This is a genomic window from Thermoanaerobacterium thermosaccharolyticum DSM 571 (genome assembly GCF_000145615.1).
Classification (GTDB): Bacteria; Bacillota; Thermoanaerobacteria; order Thermoanaerobacterales; family Thermoanaerobacteraceae; genus Thermoanaerobacterium; species Thermoanaerobacterium thermosaccharolyticum.
In genome coordinates, this window is sequence record NC_014410.1 from 1,907,817 (window position 1) to 1,924,037 (window position 16,221).

Genomic DNA, 16,221 nt, shown 5'->3' on the forward strand with positions numbered 1-16,221 from the left:
TATCCTCCATTTATATAATATTTATAAAGCCAAAATCTTATTAAAGATAGTATTTTTGCTCTCTTACACCTTTAAAAGATAAACTCTTGATTCATATGCCCTAAGTTCAAAATTTTCTATATTATCGTCATTCGCCACATCGTAATTTGAAATCAAAAGATTTTTATTAACATAATTAATATTATCAGGCAAACTAAATTCCGCGTTATTTGAAGTAAAATTACAGATGACTAAAAGCATCTCATCATTTAGTTTCCTTGTATATGAAAAAATATTTTTGTCATCTGGCAAAATTAATTCAAAGTCGCCGTAAATGATAATTTCATTTTCTTTTCTTAACTTAATTAGCCTTCTATAATAATTCAAAATAGAGTCTTTATCACCAATCTGCTTAGCTACATTTATTTTAGTATAATTAGGATTTACCTTTATCCACGGCTTTCCCGTTGTAAATCCGCCATTATCGCTATCGTCCCATTGCATCGGTGTTCTCGCATTGTCTCGAGAAAAATCGTATATATACTGCATATACTGCTCATGGCTTCTTCCTTTTATAATCACTTCTTCATTGTAGCCATTTATTACAGCTATATCTCTATAATCTTCTATATCTTGAAACCTCACATTGGTCATTCCAATCTCTTCGCCCTGATAGATGTAAGGAGTTCCTTGCTGCATGTGAAGACACGTTGCCAGCATTTTTGCTGACTTATCCCAATATTCAGTGTCATTTCCAAATCTTGATACAACTCTAGGTTGATCATGATTGTTCCAGTAAAGACTATTCCACCCTCTATCTGACATACCTTTTTGCCATTTGCTCATTATTTTCTTAAGCTCTACCAAATCCAGTGGTTTCTTTGTCAGATTTATAACATCCTTATCTATATCCATGTGCTCAAAGCTAAAAACCATATTTAGCTCATTTCTATCTTCTCCTACGTAATCTATTGCAATTTCTGGCGTTACACATGGCGTTTCACCCACAGTCATTATGTCGTATTTACTTAGGACTTTCTCGTTTAGTTCCTTTAAATATTCATGAACTCTTGGACCGTTCATTACATATGGAGACATATCTCCATATAAGCCGCCTTCCGGCACAATTCCATCTGGAAACCTTTGATCCTTAGAAATCATATTTATTACATCCATCCTAAAGCCATCTATGCCTTTGTCTAGCCACCATTTTACAATATCCTGAACCTCTTTTCTCACTTTTTCGTTTTCCCAGTTCAAATCAGGCTGTTTTTTAGCAAAACAGTGCAAATAGTACATGTCTGTAGCTTCATCGTATTCCCATGCAGAGCCACTAAAACTACTCCCCCAATTATTTGGCTCTTTCCCATCCTTGCCTTTTCTCCAAATGTAGTAATCCCTATATTCATTGTCTTTTGACTTTCTGCTGTTTATAAACCATATATGCTCATCAGAAGTGTGATTTACAACTAGGTCCATCAATATTTTTAATCCTCTTTTGTGGGCTTCAAAAAGCAGCTCATCGAAATCTTCCATAGTCCCAAATTCATCCATTATGTCTTTGTAGTCGCTTATATCATATCCATTATCACAGTTTGGTGACTTATAAATAGGACATAGCCACAATACATCAACACCTAAAAACTTCAAATAGTCCAACTTCTCAATAATCCCACGCAAATCACCTATTCCATCACCATTAGAATCTTTAAAACTTCTAGGATATATCTGATAAACTACGCTTTCCTTCCACCATGCTTTTTTCATGTTTTTTCTCCTCCTTTTTGTTTTTTAGTCGTAAGATTAATCTACGTCGATATCCCATTTCTTTAGATATAAGACTCTGCATTCGCCCACAGAAAATATTGAAATATTAATCGATTCACTGTCTGGATATATCCTTCCAGTCATTACCTCTTCACCTTCATTTATAAAAACCTCCACGGATGACACATCCACAAAGACCCTAAGCCTCAATCTTCCTTCATTTAAGTTAACCAGTGTCTTCCTTTCTCCTTTTGGCCCAACGCCCGATCTGTCGCGATTAAATATGAATAAACTCTCTTGACAGTTATATGACAAAACAGTCTCTTCCTTCTTACCTTTTCTCACTTTTAATCCAAATTCTTTTGCATCTAGCGATTCAAATTCAACATCAATCTCATAGCTTGTTCCAATTGTTTCAAGACACATTTCACCATCTAATTTTAAATCTTGTAGACTGTATTCTTTTTTTCTGTATTTAGTTATCTCAGATATTGGCCTAAAATGTATCTTTTCATCAACTGCTAAGACTTCTCTAGGAAGCGTCATAGCACCAGCCCAATTATGACCAAGACGATTTGTAACCAAATCTGTCTCCCACATGTTCATCCATGCTATCATTATGATTCTACCATTTTTATCCACGGAAATCTGTGGTGCATAAAAGTCGAATCCGTAATCTACCAACCAATAATCCTCATATGTGAATTTTCCTTCCTCTGAATTTAGTTCTCCCATAAAATAGATAGAAGAATGGGTATTTTTAAAATAAATACCATTAGGTCTCATGTACTGTGCTGATACAAACAAAATATCTCTGTCATCAAATCTGACTATATCAGGACATTCCCAGTTAATGCCTGTATCTTCATTACCCTTTAAAAGAATATTTACAAATTCCCATTTTATTAAATCGATTGACTTATACATGAGAATCTGTCCAATTCCGTGTTCATCATTAGAGCCAATTAAAAGATAATAGGTATCACCTATTTTAAAAATTCTTGGATCTCTAAAATCTTTCTTGCTAGCTTTATCTGGAATCTGTGTTACATCTATTATCGGATTTTTTTCATACTTTTCAAATGCAATTCCATCTGCTGATATGGCCATATTCTGAACCTGTTTGTAATCATCGTTTTTTTCTTTTTTAGTGTATATATGTCCTGTGTAAAAAAGGTATAATTTCCCGTTTTTTTCGATAGCACTTCCAGAAAAGCACCCATCTCTATCATAATCTTCTTCAGGTGCTAAAGCCAAAGGCAAGTAAAACCACTTAACCAAGTCTTTGCTTATGGCATGCCCCCAATGCATTGGTCCCCATACAGCATCATATGGATAATGTTGATAGAATAAATGGTAATTTCCTTTATACTGTATGAACCCATTTGGGTCGTTTATCCACCCATATTCTCCCATCAAATGATACTTTAGCCTGTACTTAGGATTTACCTTTGCTTTATTTTGTTTTATAAATTCATTTGCTTCATCAATTTTGTTCATGCAATTCATTCCTTATTATTTAATCGAGCCTTGCAAAACACCATTTATTATTTGCTTTTGCATTGCCAAATAGATAATTATGACCGGAATCGTAGCAATCATGAGTGCTGCCATAGCCGGACCAAATTCTATTGTATAAGTGCCGTAAAAATAAAAGACCGATAGCGGCAATGTCCTCTGCTCAGGCGTCATTAGAACTAGATAAGGCAACAAGAAATCATTCCATATCCATAAAATATCTAATATTGCAATAGTTATTGTTGTAGGTTTTAAAAGAGGAAAAACGATCTTAAAAAATGTCTGCAATTGACTGCATCCATCAATCGTCGCTGCTTCTTCAAGTTCTACTGGTATACTCTTGATAAACCCATGGTACATAAACACAGCTAATGAAGCACCAAAACCTAAATACATATATATAAGAGCCCATTTATTGTTCATCATCCCTATAGAACCATATATCTTTACAAGTGGTATCATGATACCTTGAAATGGTATAATCATTGATGCAACCATGAAGAAGAACATAAATTGATTGAATTTCCACTTTCTTCTTACAAAAATATATGCAGTCATTGATGAAAGCACAGTAATCAATATTACACTAAATACTGTGATAATTAACGAATTAACAAATGCATGAAAATAGTCCATCTTCGTATACGCTTCAATATAGTTGCGTGAACCTACTCCATCCTATAGAGGATGAAGCTTCCTACTTCATAGACCGTTGCCTACTGTTATTCACAGCAGGTCTTACACAATCTCCATAGGCGTAATTTCGGGAGGAACCTTCCCTACAAAAATATTACTCTTAGGCTGTTATGCCTAATTGTCTTTACTTTTTACTCCTGATAATATTATAGCATATAATGTTATGGAAAACAATAGAAATTCATCTCCCACCTATAGAGGATGGGAGACTTCTTTCAAGCCTTCGTTAAATGAATTAATTAATACAATAAAAAATGGAAATATATACAATACAAATACTATACTTAAAAATATCAGTTTTATTCCATTTAATATATACTCTTTTCTTTTCATCAGCTTTCCACCTCCATTTTCTTACTGAAATATACTTGCAATAATGTGACAGTCGCAACTACAGCAAATAGGAAAAATGCTTCCGCCTGGCCAATACCATACTGCTGACTTAAAAAGGCAGTATTATAAACATGCATTGAAATCAACTCTGTACTCTTATACGGCCCCCCATTTGTTAAAGACAAATTTATATCATAAACCATGAACCCTCTCTGCAAAGTCAGAAAAACACTTATTGTAAATGATGGTACCATCAATGGAAGAATTATATTTTTAAGTCTGTGGTATGAGTTTGCACCATCGATACTTGCAGCTTCTAAAAGATCTTTGGGAATGTTCATAAATCCTGAAATATATATGACCATCATGTATCCAGAATATTGCCATACAGTTACAATAACCAACGCCCAAAAGGCTTTATTGGGATCAGAAAGCCAAGACGCACTGAATATAGGCAAATTAAAGTGTTGACCAATGTAGACAAGGATATTTGAAAAAACAAACTGCCAAATAAAGCCAAGCAATATCCCACCAATCAAGTTAGGAGTAAAAAATCCAGCTCTAAAAAAGTTCTGTCCTTTAATACCGCTAGTCAGTAGATAAGCCAAAAAGAACGCTATAATGTTAATCAGTATTACTGAAAAAAATACGTATTTCAAAGTCAATAAAAACGAAGTCCAAAATACTTTGTCTTTAAATACTTGCAAATAATTGCCGATGCCTACAAATGAATGTGTAGCGGATATACCATTCCAATCAGTAAAAGTAAGATATATTCCGTATATAAATGGCAATATTATTACAGTAAAAAAAGCAATAGTAACAGGTCCTGCAAATATCAAATAAGTCTTTAATTTACTTAAAAAGCCTTTTTCCTCACTCATAAAAACATCCTCCATAACATCGTATAATGCTGAATAACGGATAGACTCTTCCACCCGTTATTCAGGCCATACTAATTATTGTACACTTTTCCAGTAGCTTTCAATATCATTAATTAAGCCTTTTCTATCAATTACTCCAGATAAATATTTTTGCATTGATGCGCCCAATTTTGACCAATGATCAGAAGGTAACGTAGTCATAAATTCTAGTGTATTTCCATCGCTCATGTATTGCTCAATTGATTTAGCTAGTGGATCTCGTGGTTCAAGCTTTATATTTTTGAAAGCCGGTATTACACTGCATTGATTTACCAGCACATCCTGACCTGCCTGGCTATATACTAGCCAATTTAAGAATTTCTTTGCTGCATCTTGCTGAGCTGCACTGTTTTGTGTTTTATCTATACCTATAAATTTAGTTACTCCAACAGGTATCCCTGAATTACCATAATCATTTGGATCGTTGCTTATTGGCACAGGTACAAATCCATATTGCCCATTAGCTGTATCAAATGTCTTTATCTGCGGCCATGCCCAGTTTCCCATAACCCAAAAACCTACTTCTCCTTTTCCAATCACCTCAGGTCCTTTATCATACGTTGGAGCCATTGGATTGCTTTTATCCAAATTGTACTTTTTCATCATGTCAAATGTATCTATCAAACCATTAAATACCTTATTATTTGCTAAGTCAACATTTCCAGATTTTAAATCTGATATGAACTTATCTACTTGAGCTGGATCCTTCGACTGATCTGCATATACAATTGGCAAAAAATGTCCTGCTAACGACCAATCCATAGGTGAAATCTCTAGTGCTTTTGCACCTGTAGCTTCAACCTTTTTAAATGCATTCTCTAAATCATTTCTTGTCTTTATCGATTTAGGATCAAAGTTACCACCAAATGCTTTATCCAAAACTATCTTAGTGTATATGAAACCATATCCTTCTACTGAGAATGGAAATGCTATGATCTTTCCATCTACTTTTGCTACATTTAAAGCTCCATCTGTTGTATCAGCAACCCATTTTTCATTGCTTAAATCCAAAAATTTATCTTTAAATTTTGCAACATCGCCTGGATCAAGCATCGCCAAAGTAGGTGCATTTCCAGCTGCATACATCGAAGAAATTTTTTCGAATGGAGATTGGCCTGCTGAAGCAGGTATTACATTAATTGTTATATTGGGATTCTCTTTTGTAAATGCCTTTGCTGCATCTTCTAATTGTGACTGAATCTCACCTTTTGAGTTCAGCATCGTAATTTTAACGGTTTCAGAGTTCTTAGATGATGACGTATTGTTTTTAGCTGTATTATTATTTGTGCCACAACCTGCTGTAAGAGAAAGTATCAAAACTGACGATACGACCATTGATAATAGTTTTTTTCTCTTCATGATAATCTCCTCTCCATATTTATCTTAGAGCTTTTTGTAAAGCTTTTTATTATGGCTTTATTATATCACGCATTTATAAATATGTCAACCGTTTGATATATTCAAAATAATTCTGTATTTTGTCAATTGCAATAATTATTATAATAAATCATGAAAAACCCCTCACATCATATATACTCTCTTGATGTGAGGGGTTATGATTAGTCAAATTTTATGTCATTCATATTTAGATATGCAACACCTATTACAGTATCTGCACCACCGTAATAGACGTATATGTCATCACCTTTTACTGCATTGCCGCAGCTAAATACGACGTTAGAGATGAAGCCATTCTTTTCCCATTCAAGTTCAGGCTCTAATATAGATTCTTCTTGCCTTGCCAAAACTATTGATGGGTCATTTATGTCGAGAAGCGCTGCACCTAGCCTATAGACATTGTCGTCATCAGCAGCGTGATATATTAAAAACCATCCATCTTTTATCCTAATAGGTGGTCCAGCAACACCGACTCTTGAGCTTTCCCATGTGCCTTTGATTGGCTTTATAATCGATTTATGATTAAACCAATTCTTTAAATCATTTGAATATGCTAACCATATATCAGGATATCTTCTGTGAAACATTACATAGTTACCATTTATTTTTTCAGGAAATAGTGCAGCATCTTTGTTGGGCTCATCTAATACAACGCCTTTTCTCTCCCAATTTATTAAATTTTTCGATGTAGCTAAACATATCCTGTAATCATCATCAGTCCTATTGCCAAATCCTGTGTACATCATATAATATGTATCATCTATTTTCACTATCCTAGGATCTTCACATCCCCTTAATTCTTGCTCAACATCATTGCTTAATACAGGCTTATCAAGTCTCATAAAATTAATCCCATCTTTACTTACAGCATACCCAAGCCTCGATATATATTTCCCATATTTCACGTGTGGACCTATGTCAGTTGCCCTGTATATAAGGTGGAACAGCCCATTGTCATATATGGCAGAACAGTTAAATACTGCTTTTCTTTCCCATTCGTGCTCTTTTACTGGTTCTAAAATCGGTCTGTCGCTTAACCTTTTTAACTTTATCAAAATATCCACTCCTTAAAATGATATTTTATCTTTGTCTATTGCAGCGACGCCAATATGTGTATCAGCACCACCGTAATATACATAGTATTTTTCATTTACTTCTACTGCACCACAGCTAAACACTACATTTGGTACAAGACCTTCTTTTTCCCAATCCAGTTCTGGTTCTAAAATAGGCTCTTCTTGCCTTGCTATGACTTTTGAAGGATCATCTAAATCAACAAGTGCTGCTCCAAGCCTATACACGTTATTTTCATCCACACCATGGTAGATGAGAAGCCATCCGTCTTCTCTTTTTATAGGAGGCCCTGCTATCCCAATCTTCTTTGACTCCCACGTGCCAGAAATAGGTGCCATTATTATTTTATGATCAGTCCAATTTATTAAATCATCTGAATATGCTATCCAAATATCTGGTTCTCTCCTATGAAACATGACATACTTCCCATTTATTTTTTCCGGCAAAAGCGCTGCATCCTTATTAGGCTCATCAAGGACCACCCTATGACCTTCCCATCTTTTCAAATCATATGATGTAGCTATACATATTCTAAAATTATTCCAGTCTTTGCCTCCAAAGCCTGTATAAAGCATGTAATATTTATCATCAATTTTTGTTACTCTGGGATCTTCAACACCCCATTCTTCCTGCTCTGTTTCACCAACCATAATGGGCTTATCAAACCTTTCAAAGTTAATCCCATCATTGCTTACCGCATAGCCTATTGATGATACAAATTTGTATTTTTCTTCTGGCATTTCTGTGTTTAACACAAATCCATTGTTAGAAGCCCTGTAAAAAAGGTGAAACTTGTGATCTTCGTATATTACTGCGGCATTAAACACAGCTTTTCTTTCCCATTCATGTTCTTCAACTGGCGACAATATTGGTTTATCTGTAAGCCTCCTTAGCCTAAACATTATAATACCCCTCTCTACATCAAAAATGCAACTACATCATCAGCTTTTATCGTAAAGTTATCCAAATTAATTTCTTTATTGCTTATTAAATCTTTTATTTTCCCTGAAATATTTGCATCAATCTTTATATCAATATCTTCATGATTAATAAATATTACAAGCTTTTTGCCCTTATATTCAAATTCTTTGACCTCTATAAACGGCGATTCTACTTCTATTTTTGGCTTTATACGAGATAAATCTTCTGTGAATTTGTATATTTCATAAGTTTTGTCGTCTTTATATACGTCCGGCATGTAGCTTAAATAAAGTTCGACAGGGTACGTCACAAGGACTGCATTGCCTTTCCCAAATTTATTCATTACCACTGCGGGATTCCCTTCATTGTCGTATCCAATCACACTGCATGTCGTAGGTTTTGCGATAAGACGCTTATTAAATTTAAGCGTGTCGTATTTTAGCTTTAAGCCCCTCTCTTCTAAATAAATTGAAACAGAATCGCCTTTAGGTACAATTGAATATTGTGTTTCAATGCCAAAAAGTTCATCAAAACCATCAACAGAAATTCCATCATAAGATGCATACAATGTACCACCGCTTTTTACATAATCCATTATTCTCATCCACTGATCGTGATTCAGATGTCCCTTCCTATATGCAGATGGAAGTATCAGCATTTTGTATTTGCTAAAATCCTTCTCAGAAGCTTTTACCATCTCTACGTCTATGCCAGCTTGTTTAGCAAGTATGAAGCTATTTAAAAGTATTCTAAAATTTCTCTCTGGTGTATAATCATCACCTACAAATAAGGCACTATAATACTTATCTGGAACAATTATAGCTGCATCGCATTCTTTTGGAATTAACTCTTTGTATTCAAGCTTATTTATAAATTCTGAAAAAGCTTTTATTTCAAGGCCTGCTAGCTTTGGTTCCCCATCAGATGATGTTATCCCAAAATGCGTTTCAAAGGGCGTCGTATTGTACGGCAGGTTATTACCAACTGTAAAATCTCCAAAGCACCATGCCAATGCACCTAATGATTCATTTGCAAATAAGCTGTATAAAACTGTTTTATAATACTTTCCTTCTATTTCTTCAGACATCATAAGGGTCGTTGCACCGAATTCTTCAAACAGTACATCTTTGCCTCCAAGGGCCTTTGTAAGCTTTGATGCAAAAGGTGCAATGTAAGTGCTCCTTATAGAATTTACAGGGTCAATGCATGTATCAGTGTAAATAGGATACGCATGCATACATAAGAAGTCATTGCCTTCTTTCAAGTCTTCAGGATAAAACTTATTGTCTGAAAGAAGGGACGCCTGATGTATGCCTAACGTCACAGGATGATTTTTGTCGTGCTTTTTTATCTCGCTTGACAAAACGTAATTCCAAAGCCATGCATCATGATTCGACTCTGCTTTAACGTAGTTATCTGGCTCATTAGAAAGATCCCAGAATAAAATGGCACTTTCATCTTTATACCTTTCAGCAAAAAATCTCACCAATTTAACCTCATGTCTTAGCATAAATGGATCATTGTATATGTTTTTACCATTTCTCCACGGAATGTCGAAATTTTCTCCGCTCATATGACCTACGAAAAACGTAGGGACAATTTTTATGTCAACATCGTGGCATATTCCAATAAGTTCATCAAATTTCTTAATCGCATCTTCCGATATCATGTCAGGATGTGGCTGAAAATCCTCCCACAAGAGATTTATTCTCAATACATCTAATCCTAATGACTTTGCCTCTTTAAACTCCTTTTTGATCTCATCTTTGTCCCACTGCTTCCACATATCAACGCCGTAATTTCTTGGCCAGTAATTAGCACCAATTACAAATTTGTCGAATATAGAATTTGTTGTTGTATCCATTCTCTCATCCTCTCCTTCAATTCTTGCTATAATTCATTAAACATAATTATTCTTTCAAGCCAGTAAATGTGATACCTTCTATGAAATAGCGCTGTGCAATAAAGAATAATATTAACATTGGCAGAGCTATTACAATTGACATAGCCATCAAATAGTTCCAACTTGGCTGTTCATTTACACCGCCCATGAAGAAGTACATTCCAAGCGTCATCGTGTATTTATTCATATCATTGAGGTAAAGAACAGGACCTAAAAAGTCGTTCCAATATCCTCTAAAAGCAAATATGCAGATTGCAAGAAGAGCCGGTTTAATCTGAGGCAAAATTACATGAACGAAAGTTTGCAATGGCGTCGCTCCGTCAATTTCAGCTGCCTCATCCAATTCTACTGGTATACCCATCAAAAACTGTCTCAATAAAAATATATAAAATGGTCCCCACGCTGTCCACGCCCTTATTACCAAAGGATCAAATTGGCCAACTAGCCCCAACTTTTGCCATATCAAATAAGTTGGTATCAATGTAACGTGAAACGGCAGCATCATCGTGCTTAAAAGTATAAAAAATATCAAATCTCTACCGGGAAATTTAAATCTTGCGAATCCATACGCAACCAAAGTTTCGCTGGTTATTTCAGCTACCATTCCCAAAACCACTATAAAAATACTATTTATAAGGTAAATATTAAATGGCATCGCATGCCATGCTTTTGCAAAATTTCCCCATAATGCAGGCTTTGGAAAGAAATCTGGCGGCCAAGCAAATATATCTGCATTAGATTTCAATGCTGTTGATAACATCCAAAAGAAGGGCATCAAAATCACTATGGCTATTGCTGAAAGAATAACATACAAAATGATTTTCCTGGTGACATTGCGAATTCTATTTGATTGTCTATATCCATGTAATATATCCACCATAGTTTAACATCTCCTTAATTACCTCTTAATTTCCCCTTCATAATGTACCCAAGCGGGTGTAGATTTAAAGACTAAAAGCGTAAATGCTAAAATGATTAAAAACAATACCCATGCAATTGCTGATGCTTGCCCCATGTGTAACTGTGTAAAACCTCTATTGTAGATCAATTGATTCATAAATATTCCCGCACCTGTTGTAGGCCTTACAAACATAGCCACAGTAAATATCTGCAATGCACTAATAATTCCCATTACTACCTGCAAAAGTATTACCGGTGATATCTGAGGAATTGTTATATTCCAAAATTTTATCCACGGACTTGCACCGTCTAAATCAGCAACTTCATAAAGGCTTCTAGGAACTCCCTGAAGTCCAGCTAGAAAAACAACTGTGTTTGTTCCAAATATGCCCCATACGCTCATTATTATAAACGCCCATAAAACGTATTTTGGATCGCCAAACCAGTCTATTTTCCCAATGTGAAATAACTTAAGAAATGGTGAAAGAGCGTAATTAATAAGACCTGATTGACTATTGAAAAGCCATCTCCATATTAATGCAACAGCAACATCAGGCATAACGGCAGGTAAATAATAAATAGTCCTAAAAACGCCTATTCCTTTTATGCGGTTGTTTAACAACATAGCAATCAATAATGAACCTATAACGCCGATTGGCACTGTAAATACTGCATACAGCAGAGTAAGTCTTACTGACGGCCAAAATTCATAATCGCTGGTAAATATGTATATATAGTTTTTAAGTCCAATCCATTTAGGTGTTCCAAATAAACTATAATTTGTAAAACTCAAATATAAAGAATAAATAAGTGGAAATGCTGTAAAAATAATAAAACCTATAAGCCATGGAGATATCAAAGCAAAACCAGTTGCCGCTCTTTCCCTCCACCCAATCTTTCTAAGCAAAAAATAAATTATCACTGCGAGAAACATAAGAACTACAGGTGTCAAAAGCCATCGTTCTGTAGTCCCGATATATCGTTCCATTAAAATTCCCCCTTTTAAAAGGAATGTAGAGATTTTTTCAACCTAAAAATAAACGTGCTTATCTATATGAAAGGAGGACAAGCCTCCTTTCACTTTATTTGCTGCTATACTGTTTTAAAACATTGTCTAACTGTGGTTTTACTTTAGGTATGAGACTATCAGGATTTGCCTTGTTATTTATAATAGGATCCATAAGTTGATTCCAGAATATATTATCCCAATCTGGATAATTTGCAAAGTATCTGAAGCCTTCTGCATAAGACATTGATTTTACAATATTATCCAATGTCTCTGTGCTTCTATCTGGATGCAATTTTTTAAGTGCATCAACATTTACTTCTGATTTTAGCGGAGGTACTACCTTCCACTCTTGAATAGCATTTGTTAAATCAATAAATGCTTTAAATGCTGCTTCAGGATTATGAGTTTTAGCATTTATTGCCATGCCGTATAAGTCTCCAAAAGTAACTTTTTTGCCAGTAGGACCAGAAGGAACTTCATAAACACCACAGTTGAAGTTAACTTGTGTTTCTAAACTGTCAGCAGCTCCTCCCATAAACATAGCAACTTGCTGGTTTTTAAACATTGTATCAAAGCCTTGATCCTTAATCGTCTGCTGTGACGGAACTGCTGGACTGTTTATCAATTCAGAATAAAATTCAAATGCTTTTTTTGCTTCAGGAGTATCTATTGGCGAACTTTTGAAATCTGGCGTTATTACTTCACCATTGTTTTGCCATACAAACATCTGAACTGGCGGCCAGCCATTTAATGTAAAGCCCCACTGTTTAATATTGTTTTTATCAAAACCAGCTTCTCCCGGATGTTTTCCATTTGCATCTACCGTCAATTGCTGAGCAACACTTAAGAACTTGTCCCAATTCCAAGTGCCATCTGGATACGGAATTTTAGCTTTGTCAAATAGATCTTTATTAATATATAATACTACTGGATTTTCTGCCCACGGCAGGCCATATATTTTGTCTTGATATTTAAATGGTGCTAATGAATTTTCGTAATAATCGGATACTTTTGCAGCCTTATTATCTGATTTCGACATGTAATCTGTTATATCAAGCAGTGCACCCTGTGCTGCAAGCTGTGTTGCTCTTTGAGCAGATACCCAAAACAAATCAGGTCCACCATCACCTGCTGAAAGCTGAGTTGTAATCCTCGTATCATAGTCAGCAGGGTTTGAATTTTGTTCTATAACGTAATCTTTTGAGTTAGCATTTAATTTGTCTATAATCGATTGAAGTTGTTTAGATTCATCTGCACCTGCCCACGTAGATAATTTAATGGTTACCTTTTTGGTTGTATTAGTTGTATTCTTTGAAGAAGAATTTTGCTTGTTTGAGCTGCTGGAGCAACCACTTACAAGTATTGATAAAATCATCAAAGCCGATATCAAAATCGAAATTCTCTTTTTCATTGTAATTGCTACCTCCTATATTTATTTTTTACGAGATAAGCACGTTTACATAAATTTGCTCATTTACCTATCTCAAGTCCTTTACAGATCCTCTCTCGATTAATTTAACTTCCATTCTTATATGGTCATACGGTTCTTTAATATTATTCATCCTCCACAAAAGTTTTTGAACTGCCTTGACGCCCATTAGCTCCTTGTTTACACGAACCGTAGTCAATGGAGGATTGACAATCTTACATATATCGATGTCATCAAAACCCACAACTGAGATGTCATCAGGCACTTTCAATCCTAAAATGTTCAATGCATTATACAATGTTATAGCTGCACTGTCGTTTGAGCATACCCATGCAGTCGGTAGCTTATCCATCTTTGATATAATATTTGCCACTTCTTTGTAGTTTTTGCTTAAAACGTACTTTTCAACGCTGCCGATTACACAGTATCCTGGATTTACATTTAATATAGGGTCAACATTTAGTTCTGATGTTCTCATAGCTTCATTGAAGCCAAGCCATCTCTCTTTAAAACTCAGAGAAAAGTCTATCTCTCCAAAAAATCCTATCTGCGTATGCCCCTTATCAATAAGATATTTTGTCGCCATATAAGAGCCAGGTATATTCTGAGTCAAAACTGCATCAGTATTTATTAAAAATGATGAGTGATCAACTTGCACTATCGGTATGCCATAATCTAAAAGCATTTTTAAGTGTTCGTCTTTTATCGTGCCAACAACTAGTATACCTGACACCTTTCTGCTTTCAACGCTTTTAGGAATCTGAAAATCGTCTTTATTCATAAAATTGACTAAAATATCGAAATTATTCTTTCTAGCCTCATTTTCTATTCCAAGTATTACCTTTGTGTAAAAATGAGTATCGCGAAAATTTCGCTCCTCTATCAAGAGACAAATATTTTTAAAGTGATTTTTAATGATAAATGATGGATTCTCGTCAAAATACCCCATTTCATCAGCAGTCTTTAAAACCAAGTTTCTAGTTTCTTCACTAACTCCCACTTTATCATTTAACGCTATCGATACCGCATTGACAGATATATTTAATTTCTCTGCTATATCTTTCATTGTAACCTTTTTCTTCTTTATTGCCGGCAATCTAAACACCTCGGTGTAATTATTTCTTGTAATTTAATTATACGTTGCATATATACAATTTTCAAGCAATTTTTACTTGAATTTAACATCATTTTACTTGAATTTCGTATTAATATCATGTAAATAACGATTACTTATGTCCTTTTTGGAAGTATATACTTTTTATAGAGTTTATAATTCAAGTAATTCAAGTAGATATTCTATAAGATTTAAAAGTGTACGAAAAAAGCCGGTTTTTACTTAAACCGGCTTAAATCTAAACTCTATTCTCTATAAGAAGATCTAAAAGCTCTCTATCAACTTTGTATCCATGGTAATCTTCATATTTGGCACCATCACGGCCATGTTCAATGATTCCAAATGGTCCTTTAAAATTCCAGAGAGAATAGCCCCATTCAAATTCTTTGTACAAACTTAAGAGATCCTTAAACCATCTTAAAGCAACATCATTTGGTGTTTTGTTGAAACATCCAAATTCGCCTATATGCACCTCAACGCCTTTTTCTTCCACATCTCGCCATGGCTTGTAGTATTCTCTTATGGTGTCTTTATTCCACACCTTCCCGTCCCAAATGAGATCTGGATATGTAGGCACTGGCAATCCCTTGTAGCCATTCCACCAGGTTGCTTCATAATGTGTAAGAGCCATTGGTTGATATCCTCTCCCGCTGTGTATCACGCCAATATCAGCTAATTCCGGCATCGCTATATTTCCACCGCCTAAACCGTCTATGACTATTTCTCTTTCAGGATCAATTTCGCGTATTGCCTCAACAGTGCGTCTAATTAATGATGAGTGTATCTCGCGGGTCATGCCGTACTGCCCTATATCCGGCGGTTCATTTAAAAGGTCAAAGCTTAGGTATTTGTTTGACACTCCTTTGTACCTTTTAGCAAATACCTGCCATTGATATACAAATCCATCTTGAGCAACCCTGTCAAGCCACAAATTGTCCCTCTCTATGTCATTGCGGTTAATGCAGTATCCAGGTCCCCTGTGTATATTTAAACACATATGTATATTTCTCTTTTTACACTCTTCCAAGTACAAATCTATATATTCAAAAACGCTTTCATCCGGATTTAAATAATCAAAATTTTTTATCCAAAATCTATAATCTGTCGGTATCCTTGTGAAATTAAAGCCCATCTCCACTAAAAAATCCAAAGCTTTCAAGTCAGGTTTTAAAGGTGATTTGCCTTCATCCCATACATATATCCACTGAAAATTAAATCCATATTTTTTCATCAAATTCAACTCCTATTATTTATTGA

The 16,221-nt window shown here is 34.9% G+C and carries 13 protein-coding genes and 1 pseudogene; all 14 read right to left on the bottom strand.

What is annotated here, in order from left to right; all coding sequences use genetic code 11:
- Nucleotides 1–63: 63 nt before the first annotated feature.
- The 14 genes and pseudogenes from TTHE_RS09540 to TTHE_RS09600 all read right to left on the bottom strand — a co-directional run bounded on the left by TTHE_RS09540 (nt 64) and on the right by TTHE_RS09600 (nt 16,195).
- Nucleotides 64–1,746 carry a glycoside hydrolase family 13 protein gene (locus tag TTHE_RS09540; protein ID WP_013298375.1) on the bottom strand — a complete coding sequence of 561 codons (1,683 nt, stop codon included), beginning with the start codon at nt 1,744–1,746 and terminating at the stop codon, nt 64–66.
- A 36-nt stretch (nt 1,747–1,782) separates the two neighbouring features.
- A complete protein-coding gene (locus TTHE_RS09545; protein WP_013298376.1) occupies nt 1,783–3,246 on the bottom strand; it encodes a glycoside hydrolase family 32 protein in 1,464 nt (487 codons plus the stop codon).
- Between the two features lie 15 nt (nt 3,247–3,261).
- Nucleotides 3,262–3,924 (bottom strand): annotated as a pseudogene (locus tag TTHE_RS09550) (carbohydrate ABC transporter permease); the annotation flags it as partial.
- A gap of 228 nt (nt 3,925–4,152) precedes the next feature.
- Complete coding sequence (locus TTHE_RS14205) at nt 4,153–4,293, bottom strand: hypothetical protein (RefSeq protein WP_223814531.1); 141 nt, start codon at nt 4,291–4,293, stop codon at nt 4,153–4,155.
- A complete protein-coding gene (locus tag TTHE_RS09555) occupies nt 4,293–5,177 on the bottom strand; it encodes a carbohydrate ABC transporter permease (protein ID WP_013298377.1) in 885 nt (294 codons plus the stop codon). The genes TTHE_RS14205 and TTHE_RS09555 overlap by 1 nt, the downstream gene beginning before the upstream one ends.
- Before the next feature lie 75 nt (nt 5,178–5,252).
- Nucleotides 5,253–6,575, bottom strand: coding sequence for an ABC transporter substrate-binding protein (locus TTHE_RS09560; RefSeq protein WP_013298378.1), 1,323 nt, complete (start codon nt 6,573–6,575; stop codon nt 5,253–5,255).
- A 200-nt stretch (nt 6,576–6,775) separates the two neighbouring features.
- Entirely contained in the window at nt 6,776–7,669 is an 894-nt protein-coding gene (locus TTHE_RS09565) for a beta-1,2-mannobiose phosphorylase (protein ID WP_013298379.1), read from the bottom strand.
- 12 nt (nt 7,670–7,681) lie between these two features.
- The gene (locus TTHE_RS09570) at nt 7,682–8,590 is read right to left on the bottom strand and encodes a beta-1,2-mannobiose phosphorylase (protein ID WP_013298380.1); all 909 of its coding nucleotides are present in this window, start codon (nt 8,588–8,590) and stop codon (nt 7,682–7,684) included.
- 14 nt (nt 8,591–8,604) lie between these two features.
- Entirely contained in the window at nt 8,605–10,473 is a 1,869-nt protein-coding gene (locus TTHE_RS09575; RefSeq protein ID WP_013298381.1) for a beta-galactosidase trimerization domain-containing protein, read from the bottom strand.
- A 46-nt stretch (nt 10,474–10,519) separates the two neighbouring features.
- A complete protein-coding gene (locus tag TTHE_RS09580; protein ID WP_013298382.1) occupies nt 10,520–11,392 on the bottom strand; it encodes a carbohydrate ABC transporter permease in 873 nt (290 codons plus the stop codon).
- An 18-nt stretch (nt 11,393–11,410) separates the two neighbouring features.
- Complete coding sequence (locus TTHE_RS09585) at nt 11,411–12,400, bottom strand: carbohydrate ABC transporter permease (protein ID WP_013298383.1); 990 nt, start codon at nt 12,398–12,400, stop codon at nt 11,411–11,413.
- Nucleotides 12,401–12,494: 94 nt separating this feature from the next.
- On the bottom strand, nt 12,495–13,832 hold the full coding sequence (locus tag TTHE_RS09590; RefSeq protein ID WP_013298384.1) for an ABC transporter substrate-binding protein: 1,338 nt from the start codon (nt 13,830–13,832) through the stop codon (nt 12,495–12,497).
- Nucleotides 13,833–13,899: 67 nt separating this feature from the next.
- Nucleotides 13,900–14,946 carry a LacI family DNA-binding transcriptional regulator gene (locus TTHE_RS09595; RefSeq protein WP_013298385.1) on the bottom strand — a complete coding sequence of 349 codons (1,047 nt, stop codon included), beginning with the start codon at nt 14,944–14,946 and terminating at the stop codon, nt 13,900–13,902.
- Nucleotides 14,947–15,202: 256 nt separating this feature from the next.
- Nucleotides 15,203–16,195 carry a glycoside hydrolase family 5 protein gene (locus TTHE_RS09600; RefSeq protein WP_013298386.1) on the bottom strand — a complete coding sequence of 331 codons (993 nt, stop codon included), beginning with the start codon at nt 16,193–16,195 and terminating at the stop codon, nt 15,203–15,205.
- Nucleotides 16,196–16,221 lie beyond the last annotated feature (26 nt).

Excerpts from the sequence above, each read along its gene's own strand:
- TTHE_RS09540 (WP_013298375.1), bottom strand. The coding sequence starts at position 1,746 with ATGAAAAAAGCATGGTGGAAGGAAAGCGTAGTTTATCAGATATATCCT.
- TTHE_RS09545 (WP_013298376.1), bottom strand. The coding sequence starts at position 3,246 with ATGAACAAAATTGATGAAGCAAATGAATTTATAAAACAAAATAAAGCA.
- TTHE_RS14205 (WP_223814531.1), bottom strand. The coding sequence starts at position 4,293 with ATGAAAAGAAAAGAGTATATATTAAATGGAATAAAACTGATATTTTTA.
- TTHE_RS09555 (WP_013298377.1), bottom strand. The coding sequence starts at position 5,177 with ATGAGTGAGGAAAAAGGCTTTTTAAGTAAATTAAAGACTTATTTGATA.
- TTHE_RS09560 (WP_013298378.1), bottom strand. The coding sequence starts at position 6,575 with ATGAAGAGAAAAAAACTATTATCAATGGTCGTATCGTCAGTTTTGATA.
- TTHE_RS09570 (WP_013298380.1), bottom strand. The coding sequence starts at position 8,590 with ATGTTTAGGCTAAGGAGGCTTACAGATAAACCAATATTGTCGCCAGTT.
- TTHE_RS09575 (WP_013298381.1), bottom strand. The coding sequence starts at position 10,473 with ATGGATACAACAACAAATTCTATATTCGACAAATTTGTAATTGGTGCT.
- TTHE_RS09580 (WP_013298382.1), bottom strand. The coding sequence starts at position 11,392 with ATGGTGGATATATTACATGGATATAGACAATCAAATAGAATTCGCAAT.
- TTHE_RS09585 (WP_013298383.1), bottom strand. The coding sequence starts at position 12,400 with ATGGAACGATATATCGGGACTACAGAACGATGGCTTTTGACACCTGTA.
- TTHE_RS09590 (WP_013298384.1), bottom strand. The coding sequence starts at position 13,832 with ATGAAAAAGAGAATTTCGATTTTGATATCGGCTTTGATGATTTTATCA.
- TTHE_RS09600 (WP_013298386.1), bottom strand. The coding sequence starts at position 16,195 with ATGAAAAAATATGGATTTAATTTTCAGTGGATATATGTATGGGATGAA.